The sequence below is a fragment of the Amycolatopsis sp. NPDC059027 genome (assembly GCF_042739735.1).
Taxonomy (GTDB): domain Bacteria; phylum Actinomycetota; class Actinomycetes; order Mycobacteriales; family Pseudonocardiaceae; genus Amycolatopsis.
This window is the reverse complement of sequence record NZ_JBHYIK010000047.1, coordinates 10,460-24,362: the sequence shown is the minus strand read 5'-3', so window position 1 is coordinate 24,362 and position 13,903 is coordinate 10,460. Positions and strand designations below refer to the sequence as shown.

At 69.9% G+C, this 13,903-nt stretch carries 15 protein-coding genes; 8 read left to right on the top strand and 7 right to left on the bottom strand.

Annotated features, from left to right (window positions below; translation table 11 throughout):
• Positions 1–118 precede the first annotated feature (118 nt).
• Entirely contained in the window at positions 119–466 is a 348-nt protein-coding gene (locus ACFWY9_RS28970) for an SH3 domain-containing protein (protein ID WP_378322953.1), read from the bottom strand.
• Between the two features lie 107 nt (positions 467–573).
• A complete protein-coding gene (locus ACFWY9_RS28965; RefSeq protein ID WP_378322955.1) occupies positions 574–1,266 on the bottom strand; it encodes a FadR/GntR family transcriptional regulator in 693 nt (230 codons plus the stop codon).
• Between the two features lie 115 nt (positions 1,267–1,381).
• Here ACFWY9_RS28965 and ACFWY9_RS28960 point away from each other — a divergent pair, with 115 nt between their 5' ends.
• The 5 genes from ACFWY9_RS28960 to ACFWY9_RS28940 are packed head-to-tail and all read left to right on the top strand — an operon-like array spanning position 1,382 to position 6,003.
• Positions 1,382–1,876, top strand: coding sequence for a gluconokinase (locus ACFWY9_RS28960; RefSeq protein ID WP_378322957.1), 495 nt, complete (start codon positions 1,382–1,384; stop codon positions 1,874–1,876).
• On the top strand, positions 1,876–3,237 hold the full coding sequence (locus ACFWY9_RS28955) for a gluconate:H+ symporter (RefSeq protein WP_378323129.1): 1,362 nt from the start codon (positions 1,876–1,878) through the stop codon (positions 3,235–3,237). Before ACFWY9_RS28960 ends, ACFWY9_RS28955 begins: the two co-directional genes overlap by 1 nt.
• Before the next feature lie 57 nt (positions 3,238–3,294).
• A complete protein-coding gene (locus ACFWY9_RS28950; RefSeq protein ID WP_378322958.1) occupies positions 3,295–4,122 on the top strand; it encodes a sugar phosphate isomerase/epimerase family protein in 828 nt (275 codons plus the stop codon).
• Positions 4,119–5,135 carry a Gfo/Idh/MocA family protein gene (locus tag ACFWY9_RS28945; RefSeq protein ID WP_378322960.1) on the top strand — a complete coding sequence of 339 codons (1,017 nt, stop codon included), beginning with the start codon at positions 4,119–4,121 and terminating at the stop codon, positions 5,133–5,135. The genes ACFWY9_RS28950 and ACFWY9_RS28945 overlap by 4 nt, the downstream gene beginning before the upstream one ends.
• A gap of 43 nt (positions 5,136–5,178) precedes the next feature.
• On the top strand, positions 5,179–6,003 hold the full coding sequence (locus ACFWY9_RS28940; RefSeq protein ID WP_378322961.1) for a hypothetical protein: 825 nt from the start codon (positions 5,179–5,181) through the stop codon (positions 6,001–6,003).
• On the opposite strand, the gene ACFWY9_RS28935 is transcribed toward ACFWY9_RS28940, so the two are convergent.
• Together ACFWY9_RS28935 and ACFWY9_RS28930 are read right to left on the bottom strand one after the other, a co-directional pair.
• The gene (locus ACFWY9_RS28935; RefSeq protein WP_378322962.1) at positions 5,984–6,577 is read right to left on the bottom strand and encodes a DUF4360 domain-containing protein; all 594 of its coding nucleotides are present in this window, start codon (positions 6,575–6,577) and stop codon (positions 5,984–5,986) included. The genes ACFWY9_RS28940 and ACFWY9_RS28935 overlap by 20 nt on opposite strands.
• A gap of 74 nt (positions 6,578–6,651) precedes the next feature.
• Positions 6,652–6,861 carry a hypothetical protein gene (locus ACFWY9_RS28930; protein WP_378340390.1) on the bottom strand — a complete coding sequence of 70 codons (210 nt, stop codon included), beginning with the start codon at positions 6,859–6,861 and terminating at the stop codon, positions 6,652–6,654.
• 382 nt (positions 6,862–7,243) lie between these two features.
• Here ACFWY9_RS28930 and ACFWY9_RS28925 point away from each other — a divergent pair, with 382 nt between their 5' ends.
• Positions 7,244–7,726: a hypothetical protein gene (locus ACFWY9_RS28925; protein WP_378322963.1), complete on the top strand. Its 483-nt coding sequence runs from the start codon at positions 7,244–7,246 to the stop codon at positions 7,724–7,726.
• Positions 7,727–7,736: 10 nt separating this feature from the next.
• Here ACFWY9_RS28925 and ACFWY9_RS28920 read toward each other — a convergent pair whose 3' ends face one another.
• The gene (locus ACFWY9_RS28920; protein WP_378322965.1) at positions 7,737–8,549 is read right to left on the bottom strand and encodes a MerR family transcriptional regulator; all 813 of its coding nucleotides are present in this window, start codon (positions 8,547–8,549) and stop codon (positions 7,737–7,739) included.
• On the bottom strand, positions 8,539–9,936 hold the full coding sequence (locus ACFWY9_RS28915; RefSeq protein WP_378322966.1) for an MFS transporter: 1,398 nt from the start codon (positions 9,934–9,936) through the stop codon (positions 8,539–8,541). The genes ACFWY9_RS28920 and ACFWY9_RS28915 overlap by 11 nt, the downstream gene beginning before the upstream one ends.
• Positions 9,937–10,039: 103 nt before the next feature.
• Between ACFWY9_RS28915 and ACFWY9_RS28910 the strand changes: the two genes are divergently transcribed.
• Positions 10,040–10,939: a helix-turn-helix domain-containing protein gene (locus ACFWY9_RS28910; protein ID WP_378322967.1), complete on the top strand. Its 900-nt coding sequence runs from the start codon at positions 10,040–10,042 to the stop codon at positions 10,937–10,939.
• Here ACFWY9_RS28910 and ACFWY9_RS28905 read toward each other — a convergent pair.
• Positions 10,925–11,779: a DUF1932 domain-containing protein gene (locus ACFWY9_RS28905; RefSeq protein WP_378322968.1), complete on the bottom strand. Its 855-nt coding sequence runs from the start codon at positions 11,777–11,779 to the stop codon at positions 10,925–10,927. The two genes, ACFWY9_RS28910 and ACFWY9_RS28905, sit on opposite strands and share 15 nt — an antisense overlap.
• A gap of 136 nt (positions 11,780–11,915) precedes the next feature.
• Between ACFWY9_RS28905 and ACFWY9_RS28900 the strand changes: the two genes are divergently transcribed.
• Positions 11,916–13,784, top strand: coding sequence for a M64 family metallopeptidase (locus ACFWY9_RS28900; RefSeq protein ID WP_378340389.1), 1,869 nt, complete (start codon positions 11,916–11,918; stop codon positions 13,782–13,784).
• Positions 13,785–13,903 lie beyond the last annotated feature (119 nt).

Below are 13,903 nucleotides of genomic sequence, written 5' to 3'. Positions count from 1 at the left end.
TCTCCCCCGCTCGCGCCCCCTCTTCGTGGCTCGCTGCTCACCACCCCCCCCCCCCCCCCCCAATTTGGGTGCATCCAACGCACCCAATGCCACATTGGGGCGCTCGACGCCGAGCAGGTCAGCCGGTGAAGTCGACGCACATGCCGACGATGTACCGGTTGGTGCCGATCTTCAGCCACCGGTCGTCGGTGCGCTTGCACGCGGTGTACGTGCCACCCTTGACCGCCGGCGGGTGGACGCACACCTTCGAGCCCTTGTTGACCTGGCCGACAGCGGCGGCGCTGGTCTTCGGCGCGGTGCGGATCTTGATGGTCTCGGCGGCCTTCCACCGGCAGTCGGTGCCCGCGGCGGCAGCGGGCGCGGCGGCGGACACGGGGGCCGGAGCGGCGAGGGCAGGTGCGGCGAAAGCCATCGAAGCGACGAACGCCGTCGCTCCCGCGACCCCAACGCGGGACAGGATCTTCATGGTGAAACTCCTCGGTTCACTGCTGTTGAGCAAAGCAGCGGGTGAGAGCGCACCAAGACCTGTCCGGTTCCTCCGGTTCGCACATTGTGAGATGCGTCGCTCCGGAACTACTCGACGAGCGCGGCGATTTCGTCGCGGGCCTGGCTGACGATGTCCCGCATCGCCCGCTCGGCACGGTCCGCGTCCCCGGCGGCGATCGACGCGGCGACCTCCAGATGCCAGGCGATCGCCTCGGGCTGCGGTTCCTCGGGCATCAGGCCGTGCCCGGTCCGGCCGGCCAGCACCTCGGCGACCACTTCGGACAGCTGCGCGAACATCGGATTGCCGGACGCGGCGAGCAGCAGGTCGTGGAAGGCGACGTCGTGCTGAAGGAAGACGTCGAGGTCTCGCGACTTCGCCGTCCGCGCCAGCCGCTCCCCCAGCGCCGACAGCTTCCCGCGCTCCTCCGGCGTCGCGCGCAACGCCGCGAACCGGGCGGCACACGGCTCGATCGCCGAGCGCAGTTCGGTGAGGGTACGCAGCGCCGCGGGACGGCACGGCCCGTCCAGCTGCCAGCGGATCAGGCGCGGGTCGTAGTGGTTCCACTCCGCCTGGTCCCGGACGATCGTGCCGACGCGGCGCCTGCTGCTGGTCAGCCGCATCGTCTCCAGCACACGGACGACCTCGCGAGCCACGGTGCGCGAAGCGCCGAAACGCTCCTGCAGCTCGTCGGACCGCAGCACCGACCCCGGCGGCAGCTCGCCGTTGGCGATGGCGGCGCCGAGCGCGTCGAGCACTTCCTCGTGCCTGTCGTTCCCCATTCGCTCAACCTAGCGATCTGACTCGATTAAGTAGTACTTTTTCTTGATTAAGTAGTACTTTTGGGTTGTACTCTCCGCAGCACAGCGCCGGTACACAACGACGTGGGAGGTAGCGATGACCGTCATCGCCGTGATGGGTGTGTCCGGGTCGGGGAAGACGACCGTCGGCACGGCCCTGGCCGAGGAACTCGGCGTCGACTACGCGGAGGCGGACTCGTTCCATCCCCAGGCGAACATCGACAAGATGACCTCGGGGGTGCCGCTGACCGACGAGGACCGCGCGCCCTGGCTCGCGGCGATCGCCGCCTGGATCCGCGACCACCAGAAGACCGGTGGCGTCGTGACCTCCTCGGCGCTCAAACGCCGCTACCGGGACGTGCTGCGTACCGGCGGCGAAGTCTGGTTCCTGCACCTCGACGGCGACCGCGCGACACTCGCCGAGCGCATGAAGACCCGCAGCGGTCACTTCATGCCGGTGTCCCTTTTGGACTCCCAGCTGGCCGACCTCGAACCGCTCGAACCCGACGAGCCCGGCCGTGTCTTCGACATCCACGAGTCCCCCGCCGAGATCGTCGAAGCCGGTCTCGCCGCCTTCAAGGAGCGCGCGTGATGACGCTCGCCGCCGGTTGGACCGGCCACGACACCCGCCTCATCGGCGCCACGGTGCTCGCCATCGCGGTGATCGTCGTGCTGATCACCAAGGTCAAACTGCACCCGTTCCTCTCATTGATCCTCGGCTCCGGCGTGCTCGGCCTCGTCGCCGGGATGCCGGTGGACAAGCTGCTCAAGAGCTTCTCCGGCGGCGTCGGCTCCACCGTCGCGTCGGTGGGCGTGCTGATCGCGCTCGGCGCCATGCTGGGCAAACTGCTGGCCGACTCGGGCGGCGCCGACCAGATCGTCGACACCGTCCTCGGCAAGGTGCGCGGGCGCGGCCTGCCGTGGGCGATGGCGCTGGTCGCCGCGCTGATCGGGCTGCCGATGTTCTTCGAGATCGGCTTGGTCATGCTCATCCCGGTGGTCCTGCTCGCCGCCAAGCGCAGCGGGAAACCGGTGCTGTTGCTGGGAATTCCCGCCCTGGCCGGGCTGTCGGTACTGCACGGGCTCGTCCCGCCGCACCCCGGCCCGCTGGCCGCGGCGGGCGCGCTGAACGCCAACGTCGGCATCACGCTGGCGTTCGGCCTGCTCGTCGGCATCCCGACGGTGGTCATCGCCGGTCCGCTGTTCGGCCGCTTCGCCGCGCGCATGGTGCCGGACGCGACGCCGCCCGCGCGCCTCGTCCCGGAGCGGGAAAGCAGCGACAAACCACGGCCGAGCTTCGCCGCGACGTTGTCCGTCGTGCTGCTGCCGGTGGTGCTCATGCTGGGTAAAGCGCTCTCGGACATCTTGCTGGGCAAGGAAAACCACCTGCGCCGGGTGCTCGACTTCATCGGCGACCCGCTGGTCGCGCTGCTCGCCGCGGTGCTGGTGGCCATGGTCGTGCTGGGCCGCCCCGCCGGGCTGAACCGCGCGAAGCTGTCCAGCACGATCGGCGATTCGCTCGGCCCGATCGCCGGGATCATGCTCATCGTCGGCGCGGGCGGCGGGTTCAAGCAGACCCTCGTCGACGCCGGAGTCGGTGACGTCATCACCGGTCTTGCCAAGGGTGCGAACCTCTCGCCGCTGCTGCTGGGCTGGCTGGTCGCGGTAGCGATCCGGCTCGCCACCGGGTCGGCCACTGTCGCGACGGTCTCGGCGGCGGGCATCGTCGCGCCGCTCGCGGCGACCATGGATCCCAGTCACAGCGCGCTGCTGGTGCTCGCGATCGGCGCGGGTTCACTGTTCCTCTCGCACGTCAACGATGCGGGGTTCTGGCTGGTCAAGGAGTACTTCGGGATGTCGGTCGGCCAGACGCTCAAGAGCTGGTCGGTGATGGAGACGCTGATCTCGGTGGTCGCGATCGCGCTGATCCTCCCGTTGTCGGCCTTGGTATAGCCGCCGTTCACCCACGGCTGTCAGGATCGGGTGAGACGCCGAGGTGCGGAGGACCCGATGTGGACCCTGTCCGGTTTCGCCGACGAGATCTCGCCCGATCCTGAAGTGCAGTGCCGGGTCCTGGCGGAACTCGGCATCGAGTACGTCGAATTCCGCAGTGCGTGGGACACCAACGTGCTCGATCTCGACGACACCCAGCTCGGCCGTGTCCGCGACCTGCTCTCCGGGCACGGCCTCGGGGTGTCCTCGATCGGCTCGCCGATCGGCAAGATCGGGATCCACGACGACTTCGAGGCGCATCTACGCCGCTTCGACCGCGCGCTGGCCGTCGCGCGGACGCTCGAAGCGCCGTACATCCGGATCTTCTCGTTCTTCCTGCCCCCGGACGATGATCCGAGCCGCCATCGCGACGAGGTGCTGCGCCGGATGTCCGCACTCGCCGCGAGGGCCGAGGGACACGACGTGATCCTGCTGCACGAGAACGAAAAGGACATCTACGGGGACAGCCCGGAACGTTGCCTCGACATCGTCGAAGCCGTCGGTTCGCCGCTTTTGCGACTGGCCTGGGACGCGGCCAACTTCGTCCAATGTGGACTCCGCCCGTACACCGATGGCTACGCGCTGCTGCGTCCGCATCTCGAGTACGTCCAGATCAAGGACGCGGTCCTGGCGACCGGCGAGGTAATGCCCGCCGGTGAAGGCGACGGCGAAGTGCGGGATACGATCCGTGCGCTGCGTGGCGACAGCTTCGACGGGTTCTTCTCGCTGGAACCGCATCTCGCCGCGGCCGGGCGAATGGGCGGTTTCAGCGGCCCCGAGCTGTTCCGCGCCGCGCATCAGGCGTTCGTGGAAATCCTGTCCGCCGAAGGGATCGAGTACCGGTGAGCGCACTACGGTTCGCGGTGATCGGCTGCGGGGTCATCGGCGAAAAGCACGCGAAGTCGATCGCGGCGGTCGGCGAACTCGTCCTCGTGGTGGACGAGATTCCTGACCGTGCCACGAAACTCGCCGGCGCCTACGACGTCGCGTTCACGACGTCGGTGTCCGATGCCTTGTCCCGTAAGGACATCGACGCTATCGCCGTGTGTACGCCGAGCGGAACCCACGCCGACATCGCCATCGCCGCGTTGCGGGCCGGCAAGCACGTGGTCGTCGAGAAACCGGTCGACGTCACCCTCGAAGCCGCGGATCGCCTGCTGCGCGCCGAGCGGGAGTCGGGACGGACGGTGACGGTGATCAGCCAGCACCGCTTCGACACCGCCAGCCGCCTGGTGCGTCGCGCGGTCGAGGATGGGGATTTCGGCCGCATCACCTCGGGGGTGGCGAGCGTGGCCTGGTGGCGGAGCCAGGAGTACTACGACTCGGGCGGCTGGCGGGGCACCCTGGCGCTCGACGGCGGCGGCGCGCTGATGAACCAGGGCATCCACACCGTCGATCTCCTGGTGTGGATGCTCGGTGAGCCGGTCGAAGTCTTCGCGTGGACCGCCTGCCTCGCCCACGAACGCATCGAGGTCGAGGACGTCGCGACCGCCACGATCCGGTTCGCCGGCGGCGCGCTCGGCGCCGTCCACGGGACGACAGCGGCCTACCCCGGGCTGACCGCGCGGGTGCAGATCCACGGCGACCGGGGTTCGGCGGTGATCGACGACGACCGGCTCGTCACCTTCCACAGCGCCGAGCGCGACGCGCCGCCGCTCGACAGCGGGCCGCGCGCCGGGGCGGGCTCGGACCCCACGGCGTTGTCCGAGGCGCACACCGAGCAGTACCGCGACTTCGCCGACGCCATCGAGCAGGGCAGGCCGCCGCTGGTCACCGTCGCCGATGCCCGTCGCACGCTCGCGGTGATCCTCGCGATCTACGAGTCGGCCCGCACCGACGTCCCGGTGCGGCTCCGCTAAGCCGTTGTACGTCTTCTGTACGCCGTTGCGAGAGGGTCTCCGGATGAAGCTCTGGAACATCACAGCGTCGGCCGTCCTCGCGGCCGGGACGCTGCTGGGCGCCGCGGCACCCGCGAACGCCCTGCCCGCGTGCCCGGTCATCGTCAGCCACGGCGGCTACCCGAGCGGGACCGACGCCTGGAAACGCGACCAGCTGCGCGCGCCCAACAACCTCAAGGCCGTCGACTCCCTCATCGCGCAGGGTTCCGGCGGGTTCGAGGCGGACGTCCGGCTGACCAAGGTCGCCGCGCAGAGCGACGGCAGTGTCAGCGGCAAGGCCGTGATGTGGCACAACAAGTCGACTTGGGGACTCAACGGCACCAAGAAGGACATCTCCGACGTCTACTGGTCCACCGGCGCGGACAAGCTGCAGGGCCGGACGCTGCAGTGGGGCCCGTACAAGGGCGAGACGATCTACTCGCTGCGTCAATGGCTCGATCACGTGAAAGCGAAAGGCGCGTACGCCCAGCTGGAGATCAAGAGCGAGAACCGGGTCTTCCTGCTCGACGGCTCGGCCGCGGTGAAGGCCAAGGCATGGAGCGAGATCACCGATCCGGTCACCGAGCGCTACCGGACCCAGCCGATCACCGTGTACTCCCATGACCCGGACATCGCCGCCGCGCTCAAGGCACGAGTCGCCGCGGGCACCTTTCCCGCCGTCCTCGGCGGCGGGCCTTCGTGGCCGGACACCGTGCAGTGGGAGGAACCGCCGCCTTCGTTCAAGGGCAATGTGGCGAGCTGGCAGGCGAACCTCGACAAGGCCCCGAAACGCGTGGCGACCAGCTGGACCGCGGACTACAAGAAATGGCTCACCGGGAAATGCGGCTGAGGCAGCTCTTCCAGGCGAAGCGGAAGACCGTCGAATCCAAGGTCACGAAATTCTTCCTCGGATCGGGTGTGCCGGGGCTCAACCGCAGGTCCACCGTGGAGTTGAGGTTACGCTCTTCACCGCAGGGCAGATAGACCAAGTGCGCGATATCGGGTTTGTCGAGCAGTTCCCATGCGTCCGCGAACGGGCCGGTGAACGACTGGGTCACCGGCGTTTGCGGACTCATTCCCTGGAAGTAGTAGTTCGCCGACAACACCGCCCGCACGCCGTTGTCGAGGACGAGATCCCCTCGGTGGTCCGCCTCGGCGATGGCATAGGTGAATCCCGGGGAATGTATCCGCAGGCTGATCTGGCAGTTGCGCCGGACATCGGCCAGCGCGGCGGCCCGGCGATAAGTGACGGTGAAACTCGTGTTGTCGGGTGCGACGACGACGGCGGCACTTCCGGGAGGGCACGCCGTGCCGTTCATGACGGCGACGTCGATGATGACCTTATCGGGAGGAGGGCCGGAACCGGCCTGCGGTGAAATGAGCAGCGAAGCGACCAGACCAGCGACAGTCATGATGGCGGACATGGGATTTCCTCCCGCTGCGCGAAATGAAATATCTTAGCACAGCGCGTCCTGCCGGAAATGCTGCTCCATTCGGCTCACCGCGTTGGATCGTCACGCCCACTACGAGGCGCGTTCGCGGTGGCCAGGATTCGTTGCGCCTCCTCTTGCATGGACTGCATCGCGGGGTCGTCGCGGGCGTCGACAGTGAGCGCCTCCCGCCACAACGCTTGTCCGGCCAGACGCCACGCCGGTTTGTCGGCGACCTCGACGGTGGGTGCGCACGGCCGGGCAGGTCCGTGGCCCAACCAAGCCACGATTTCCGGGTGTCGTGGCGCCGGTAAGGCCACCTTGCAGGCGTCAGACGCCCTCAAGGCGACCTTACCGGCACCTGAGTCCTGTGTGGACAGAGGCTGCGACCCGGCGTCCCCTTCACAGTCGCTCCGCACCGGGCCCACGTCCTGAACGCGTCGTTCAGGACGTTCATCCTGGATCCACCGCTGGGTCGCAGTGTCTCGAACGCTCCGTTGGGGACGGTGAGCGTCTCGAACGCGTCGTTCCCGACACCGACGCGGCAGCACTGGGCGCCACGCCCCACGGCCAGAACCGGTCAGAACCGGCCAGCCGGGTGGATCGCGACGACGGGGAGATGAGAAGCTCGCACCCACCCGCGATCGTCAGGAGCCCCGGATGTCCGTGCCACAGGGTTTCCCGCCGCCGACCCCGCCGCAGACCCCCGCGCCGGTCCGGCGCCGGGCGAACCTCCCGGCCGGTGTGGTCGCGGCCGTCCTCGCGGGCTGCACGGCGATCGCGCTGCTGTGGTTCGTCTTCGCGAACGTGCTGATCGGCGGTCCGTTCGACGAGTGGTCGGCCATGGTGTGGTTGAACGTCGTGGCGGGCCTGCTCTCCGCCTTCGTCCTGGTCGTGCCTGCCGGTTTTCTGCTCGCACGGCGAGTCTGGGCGGCGTGGACGCTGTTCGGGCTGGGCGTGCTGTATGCGGTGGTGAGCATGGTCGTGCCGCTGCCGCCGGGCACGAGCTTCGGTGCCCACCTCGACTTCGTGCTCGGTTTCCACAAGAGCAACGGGGTGCCGGCCGGGCTGGCCGTGATCTTCGCGTTCCTCACTGCGATCGCCGCGGCCGTCTCCGCGACGGTGGGTTCGCCGCGCCGCTGACGCCGTGCGCTCACTCCCAGGTCGCGGTCTCCGGATCGACACCATGGTCCGCCGCGTTCGCGAAGATCACGTCCCGCAGCCAGGCGGTCAGACCGGGTGCGAGCGCGTCGTAGTGCGCCGTGTAGCCCTCATCGGCGACGAACATCCGTCCGAGGCACGCCTGCATCGAGTGGGTGCAGTCGAAATACCCCGAGAGCAACGCGCGGTGGCGCTCGGCGAGGGCGTTCGCCTCCTCCGAGCCGGGGGCCACGCCGGCACGTTTCGCGGTGCCGAGGTCGTTTTCCAGCGTGCGGGTGGTGGCCGCGACCTCCTGCCAGTCCTCCGGGGTCAGCTTGGCCGCCCGTTCGGCGTACTGCGCCCACTGTGCGCTTTCGCCCCAGCGTTCTTCAGCCTCCTCGACCCACGAAGGCTGCCAGTCGTCACCGAAGATTTCGACCTGCTGCTCCGGCGTGAGCCGCATCCCGGTGCGCGAGGCCTCCAGCATGCGGTCGACCGCGCCGACCATCTTCTCAAGACGGGAAATACGCGCCACCAGCTCGGACCGTTGCCGTCGCAGGTGGGCACGCGCGTCGGTGTCCGGGTCGTCGAGGATCCGGCCGATTTCGGCGAGCGGAAAGCCCAGCTCACGGTAGACGAGGACCCGGTGGAGCCGGGCGACGTCGTCCGCCGAGTACAGCCGGTACCCGGCCCAGGTCCGCCCGCTCGGGCGCACGAGGCCGATCGTGTCCCAGTGGTGCAGCGTCTTCACGCTCACCCCGACGAGCGTGGCCGTGCGGCCCACGGTCAGGCCGTCGGTTCCCTGGATATCGGCATCACTGGTCACCGGACCAGTGTCGCGCACGCCGTCGAGGGCGGCCCAACGCGACCAGCACGAGCAGCGCGGCCAGTGACGTGCCCGTCAGCAGCGACATCGCCGCCTGGTTCCCCGCGGGAAACCCCTCCGGGCTCAGGGTGCCGAACGCGCGGAACAGCGTCATGCCCACCGCGAGGCCGATCGCGCCGCCGAAGTTGTGGAATGTCCACGTGGCGCCGACGGCGAGCCCGGACAACCGCGGCGGCACCGCGGACAGCGCCATGACCGCGGACGGGCCGAGCACGCAGGCCCAGCCGACGCCCATCAGCACGAACGCGACCACGACATACGCGAGCCCGGAGCCCACGCCGAGCCGGGACTGGAGCAAGGCCGACGCCGTCAACGCGGCGAACCCGGTGATCAGCACCGCCCTCGGCCCGACGCGATCCACCACCCGGCCGACGACCGGGGACAGCACGGCGACGGTCGCGGTGGTCGGCAGCATCAGCAGGCCGATGGCGACGTCACCGTCGCCCCGCACGACGCTCAGGTACAGCGGCATCAGGAACAACGCCGTGGTGTAGAAGAACGCCAGCCCGAACTCCGACGCCACGGCGCTGAGAAACCGGCGTCCGGCCAGCAGCCGGAACGGGATCAGCGGATGCGAAGCCCGCCGGTCGACGAGCACGAACGCGATCAGCGCCGCGACACCGACCCCGAGCGAACCGAGTACCGGCCACGACAACCAGCCGAAGGTGTCGTCGAACGTGACGCCGAAGATCAGCCCGGCGAGGCCGAACATGAGCAGCAGCAGACCCGGCCAGTCGAACCCCGCCCCGTCGTCCTCGCCGCGTGACTCCGCCACGCTGACCGAGCAGATCGCCAGCGCGACCAGCACCAGCGGCACGTTGATCAGGAAGACCCAGTGCCAGCTCAGCGCGCCGACGATCAGCCCGCCGAGCATCGGGCCGATCGCGAGGCCGATGCCGTTGACCGCGAACAACGTCCCGATCGCCTTGCCGCGCTGCGCCTCGGGAAACGCGTCGGCCACGATCGTGCTGGAGCTGGTGTACAGCACCGCACACGCCGCGCCCTGCAGGAAACGGAACGCGATCAGCGGCACCACGCCCGAAGCGAGTCCCGCGCCCAGCGACGACAGTCCGAAAAGGACAGAGCCGAGGTAGAGGACGCGGCGGCGGCCGTAGCGGTCCGAAAGCCTGCCCGCGGTCACCATGAACATCGACAGCGCGACCACGAAGACGTTGACAGCCAGCTGCGTCTGCGTCACCGTCGCACCCAGGTCCCGGCGGAGGTCCGGCGCGGCCGTGTTGACGATCGTCAGGTCGATGCAGCCGAGGAAGCTGAGGATGCCGACCCCGGTCAGCACACCCTGCTTCCGGCCCGTAGCGGTGTCCATGGACGTCACTCTGAAGGCGGAGCGGGCCGGGCCCCAGCCCCGGTTCTTCCTAGCACTCGGAGGGTCTGGCTACGGCCGCGGAAGATCACGCATACTCGGGTCCATGAGCGCACTCGGCGAATTCCTGCAGGCCCGCCGGGCCCAGGTGCGGCCGGCGGACGTCGGCCTGCCCCCGCTGGGCGAGCGCCGCCGCGTGCCGGGCCTGCGCCGGGAGGAACTCGCCCAGCTCGCGGGAATCAGCGCCTCCTACTACACCCGCCTCGAACAGGGCCAGTCCCGCGGCGCCTCACCGGGAGTGCTCGACGCGATCGCCGAGGTGCTGCGGCTCGATCGGGACGAACGCGACCACCTCCGCCGCCTCGCCGCGGCTCCCCGGCGGGCCAAAGGCACGAAGCCCGCGCCGGAGCGGGTGAGCCCCGCCACCCTCGATCTCCTGCGGCTGATCGCCGACGTGCCCGCGCTCGTCCAGGGCCGCCGCACCGACGTCCTGGGCTGGAACGCGCTCGGCCACGCGCTGCTGGCCGGGCACCTCGATGCCGCCGCGCCGGACACACCCGCGGACCGGCCGAACATGGCGCGGATGATCTTCCTCGACGCGCACAGCCGCGAGCTGTACGCCGATTGGCCCCGTAAGGCCCGTGCGATGGTCGGGAATCTGCGGCTGGCCGTCGGCCGGTACCCCGACGACGCGGCGCTGGCCGCGCTGATCGGCGAGCTGTCCATGAAGAGCCCCGAGTTCGCGACCTTGTGGGCCGATCATCGGATCCGGCCCTGCGACGCCGCCGACTACGAGCTGCGGCATCCGCTCGTCGGCGCGCTCACGCTCACCCAGCAGGCGTTCGACGTCGCCCGCGCGCCGGAGCAGATGCTGGTCACGATGACAGCGCCGCCCGGCTCGGCGTCGCAGCACGCGCTGACGCTGCTCGCGCAGGCGGCGACCTCAGCGGCAGTGCCTTCGGACGATCGGCTGCCGGACCGTGACGGCGGTTCAGCCTTCGTCTGACCGGGTCAGTTCCGTCATGAGCCGTTCGAAGGTCAAGGTGTCGTCGTCCTTACAGTTCGCCCAGCGAGCGAAGAGGTCCTCGGCCGCTCGTGGCAAAAGGCCAGGGGCCCCGCTGCCCTCGCAGGCGGAGGCGATCTCGGCCATCTCACCTTCCCAGCGCCAAGCCCGCCTTCCCGCGGCGAGCAAGGCATCCGGAGTACCCAACGGAGTTCCCGGGAGCATCGCGGCCGCCAGCTCCCGCAGTTCGCCGGTGACACCGTGGTGGCCCGCCACCGAGTACGACAACGCGGCCAGCGCGTGGGTCATCTTGTTGTAGGCGGCGAACGACAGCTTCAGTGCGCTCGCCCCGCCGACCGAGGTGCCGAGAACGATCGGCCGCAGTGTCGTTCCCTCGAACAGGTCCCGTACCACCGCACTGTCCGCTCCGGACAGGTAAAGCCGCGTCGTACCCGCCTCGCGCGGAGGCGGCCCGACGATCCCGCCGTCGACCACCGAGACGCCACCGCGCCGCGCGAACAACGCGTCGATCTCCCGGGCGTGCTCGGGACTGATCGCGTTCGCGTCCAGGTAGACGCCACGGAAGCCGGCGGCGGCGACCGACGCCGCGACGTCCAGAGCGGCGGCCGGCGGGCACACGCTGATCACTACCGAACAGTCCGCCAGCTCACGCGGCTCCTCGCGGGGTTCCAGGCCCGCCGCCTCGGCCCGCCTCCGGGTGGCGGGCCCTCGGCCCCCGGCGATCCAGATCGTCCGGATGCCCTTGTCCACCAGCTGTTTCCCGACCGCCGCGCCCATGTCACCCGGGTGCAGCAGCGCGACGGTATCTTCGGCGGTGTTCATTCTCCCGGCACTCCTCACGATCGCGGACGCCCCCAGCATGCACCGGACGTCGACCCGACTTCCGGCGGGTTCCGGGCGGGAACGCGGTGCGGTACACCGGGATGAGCTGATCGCCGAAGCGACGAGGGGTGGCCGGATGCCGCGCGGTACCGGGAAAACACTGGTCAGAAGACTCGCCGTGGCGCTGCTGGCGGCGACGTTGCCGCTGCTCGTCCCGGCCGCCGCCGAAGCCGCCCCGGCGCCGAGCGCCACGATCGTCCCGGTGCAGGTCACCGGTTCGCCGTCGGCCCGGTTCAACCTGGTGCTCCTCGGCGACGGGTACACCGCCGCCGAACAACCGAAGTTCCTGGCGGACGTGGAGAAGCACGTCAACACGCTGTGGTCGCTGGAGCCTTTCAAGTCCTACCGCGGCTATTTCAACGTCTACGCGGTGGAGATCGCTTCGCCCGAGTCCGGTGTGGACTGTGATCCCGCGCTGTCCTCGCCGCGCCGGAACACCCCGCTGAACATGGGTTTCTGGGGCGGCTGTGACCCGAACGGCGTCCAGCGGCTGCTCACGATGGACGAGGCCGCGGCCAAGCGGTACGCGGATCTCGTGCCGGGCACCACGTCGGCCAACCGCCAGATCCTGGGGCTGGGCAACAGCAGTACGTATGGCGGCGCGGGTGGCGCGTACGCGACGGCGTCGGGCGGGAACGCCTTGTCCGCCCTCATTTCGCCGCACGAGATCGGCCATTCGCTCGGCGGGCTCGACGACGAATACGACTACCTCCAGCGCGCTGTCCCCGGCGGCGTCTACACCGGCGGCGAGCCCAGCTCGCTGCATCACACCCTGCTCACCGAACAGCAGATGCGGTCGCGCCAGGCGAAATGGTGGCGGTGGCTGGGCGAACCCAGCGAATCGGGCGGCACGATCGGCCGGTACGAAGGCGGCCTCTATGATCGGACCGGGGTCTGGCGGCCGAGCCGTCACTCGATGATGAAGACCCTCGGCTACGCCTTCGACCAGGTCAGCCGCGAGCGCATGACGCAGCGGATCTCGGCCAAGGTGCCGATCCTGTCCGGTGGCACCCCGTCGTCGGCGCCCATCGGCGCCGATCGGGTCGTGTGGGCGACGGTGACGCATCCGGGGAGCCACCAGCTCGACGTGACGTGGACGCTCGACGGCGTCCGGCTGCCCGGCCGCGCCCACGCCGTGGACCTGCGCAAGGCGGGGCTGCCCAACGGCAAGCACACGTTGACGGTGAAGGTGACCGATCCGACGGACTTCGTCCGCGACCCGGCCGTCCGTGCGTCCGCCGCGCTGACCGCGTCCCGCACCTGGGCCATCGACACGTCGCTGACCACGCCGCCCGCGGAAGGTCCTCCGATCGCCGAGTCGACGCCAACCGACCGTCCGGTCAGTGCGAACGACGTCGTGTACGTCGAGACCGGCCAGCCCACCGGAGCGGTCCCGGCCGTGCGCTGGACGCTCGACGGTGTCACGGTGCCGGTAGACGGCAACGACCGCGACTTCGACCTCAAGGCGCGCAAGCTGTCCCCCGGCACCCACAGCCTGACCGCGACGGTCGGCAGCACGTCGCGCACGTGGACCGTGGACGCCCAGGGCCCGGCGACCACCGCCACGCTCTCGAAGGCACTGCGGACCGGCGGCGCGTCGGGCGACCCCGAGTACGTCTTCGACGGCCCGTTCACCATGCGGCTCGCCGCGACCGACGACCGGGCGGGGCGGGTGATCCCGGAGTTCCGCGTCGACGGCGACGGCTGGCACAAGTACTACGGCTGGCCCACCGACCCGAACGCGCCGTATCTCTTCACCGCGCGCGGCACCGAGATCGACGGCCTCGCCTACGGCAACCTCGGCCCCGACGGCCTGACCGTTTCGCCCTTCACCGAACGGAAACCCGGCTACGGCAAGCACACCGTCGAGTACCGCGCGACCGACGCCGCCGGAAACGTCGGCCCCACGGGCCGGTTCACTGTCACACTGCTTCCCCCTCGGTGACCAGCGGTCCGTGAAGGCCTCCTTACCGGCACCCCCCCCCCCGGAGGGGGGCGGGCCGCCGCCCACGCCACCCGAGGGGCCCCCACGGACCCGCGCGCGCCCGGCTTGGGGGGAACCCC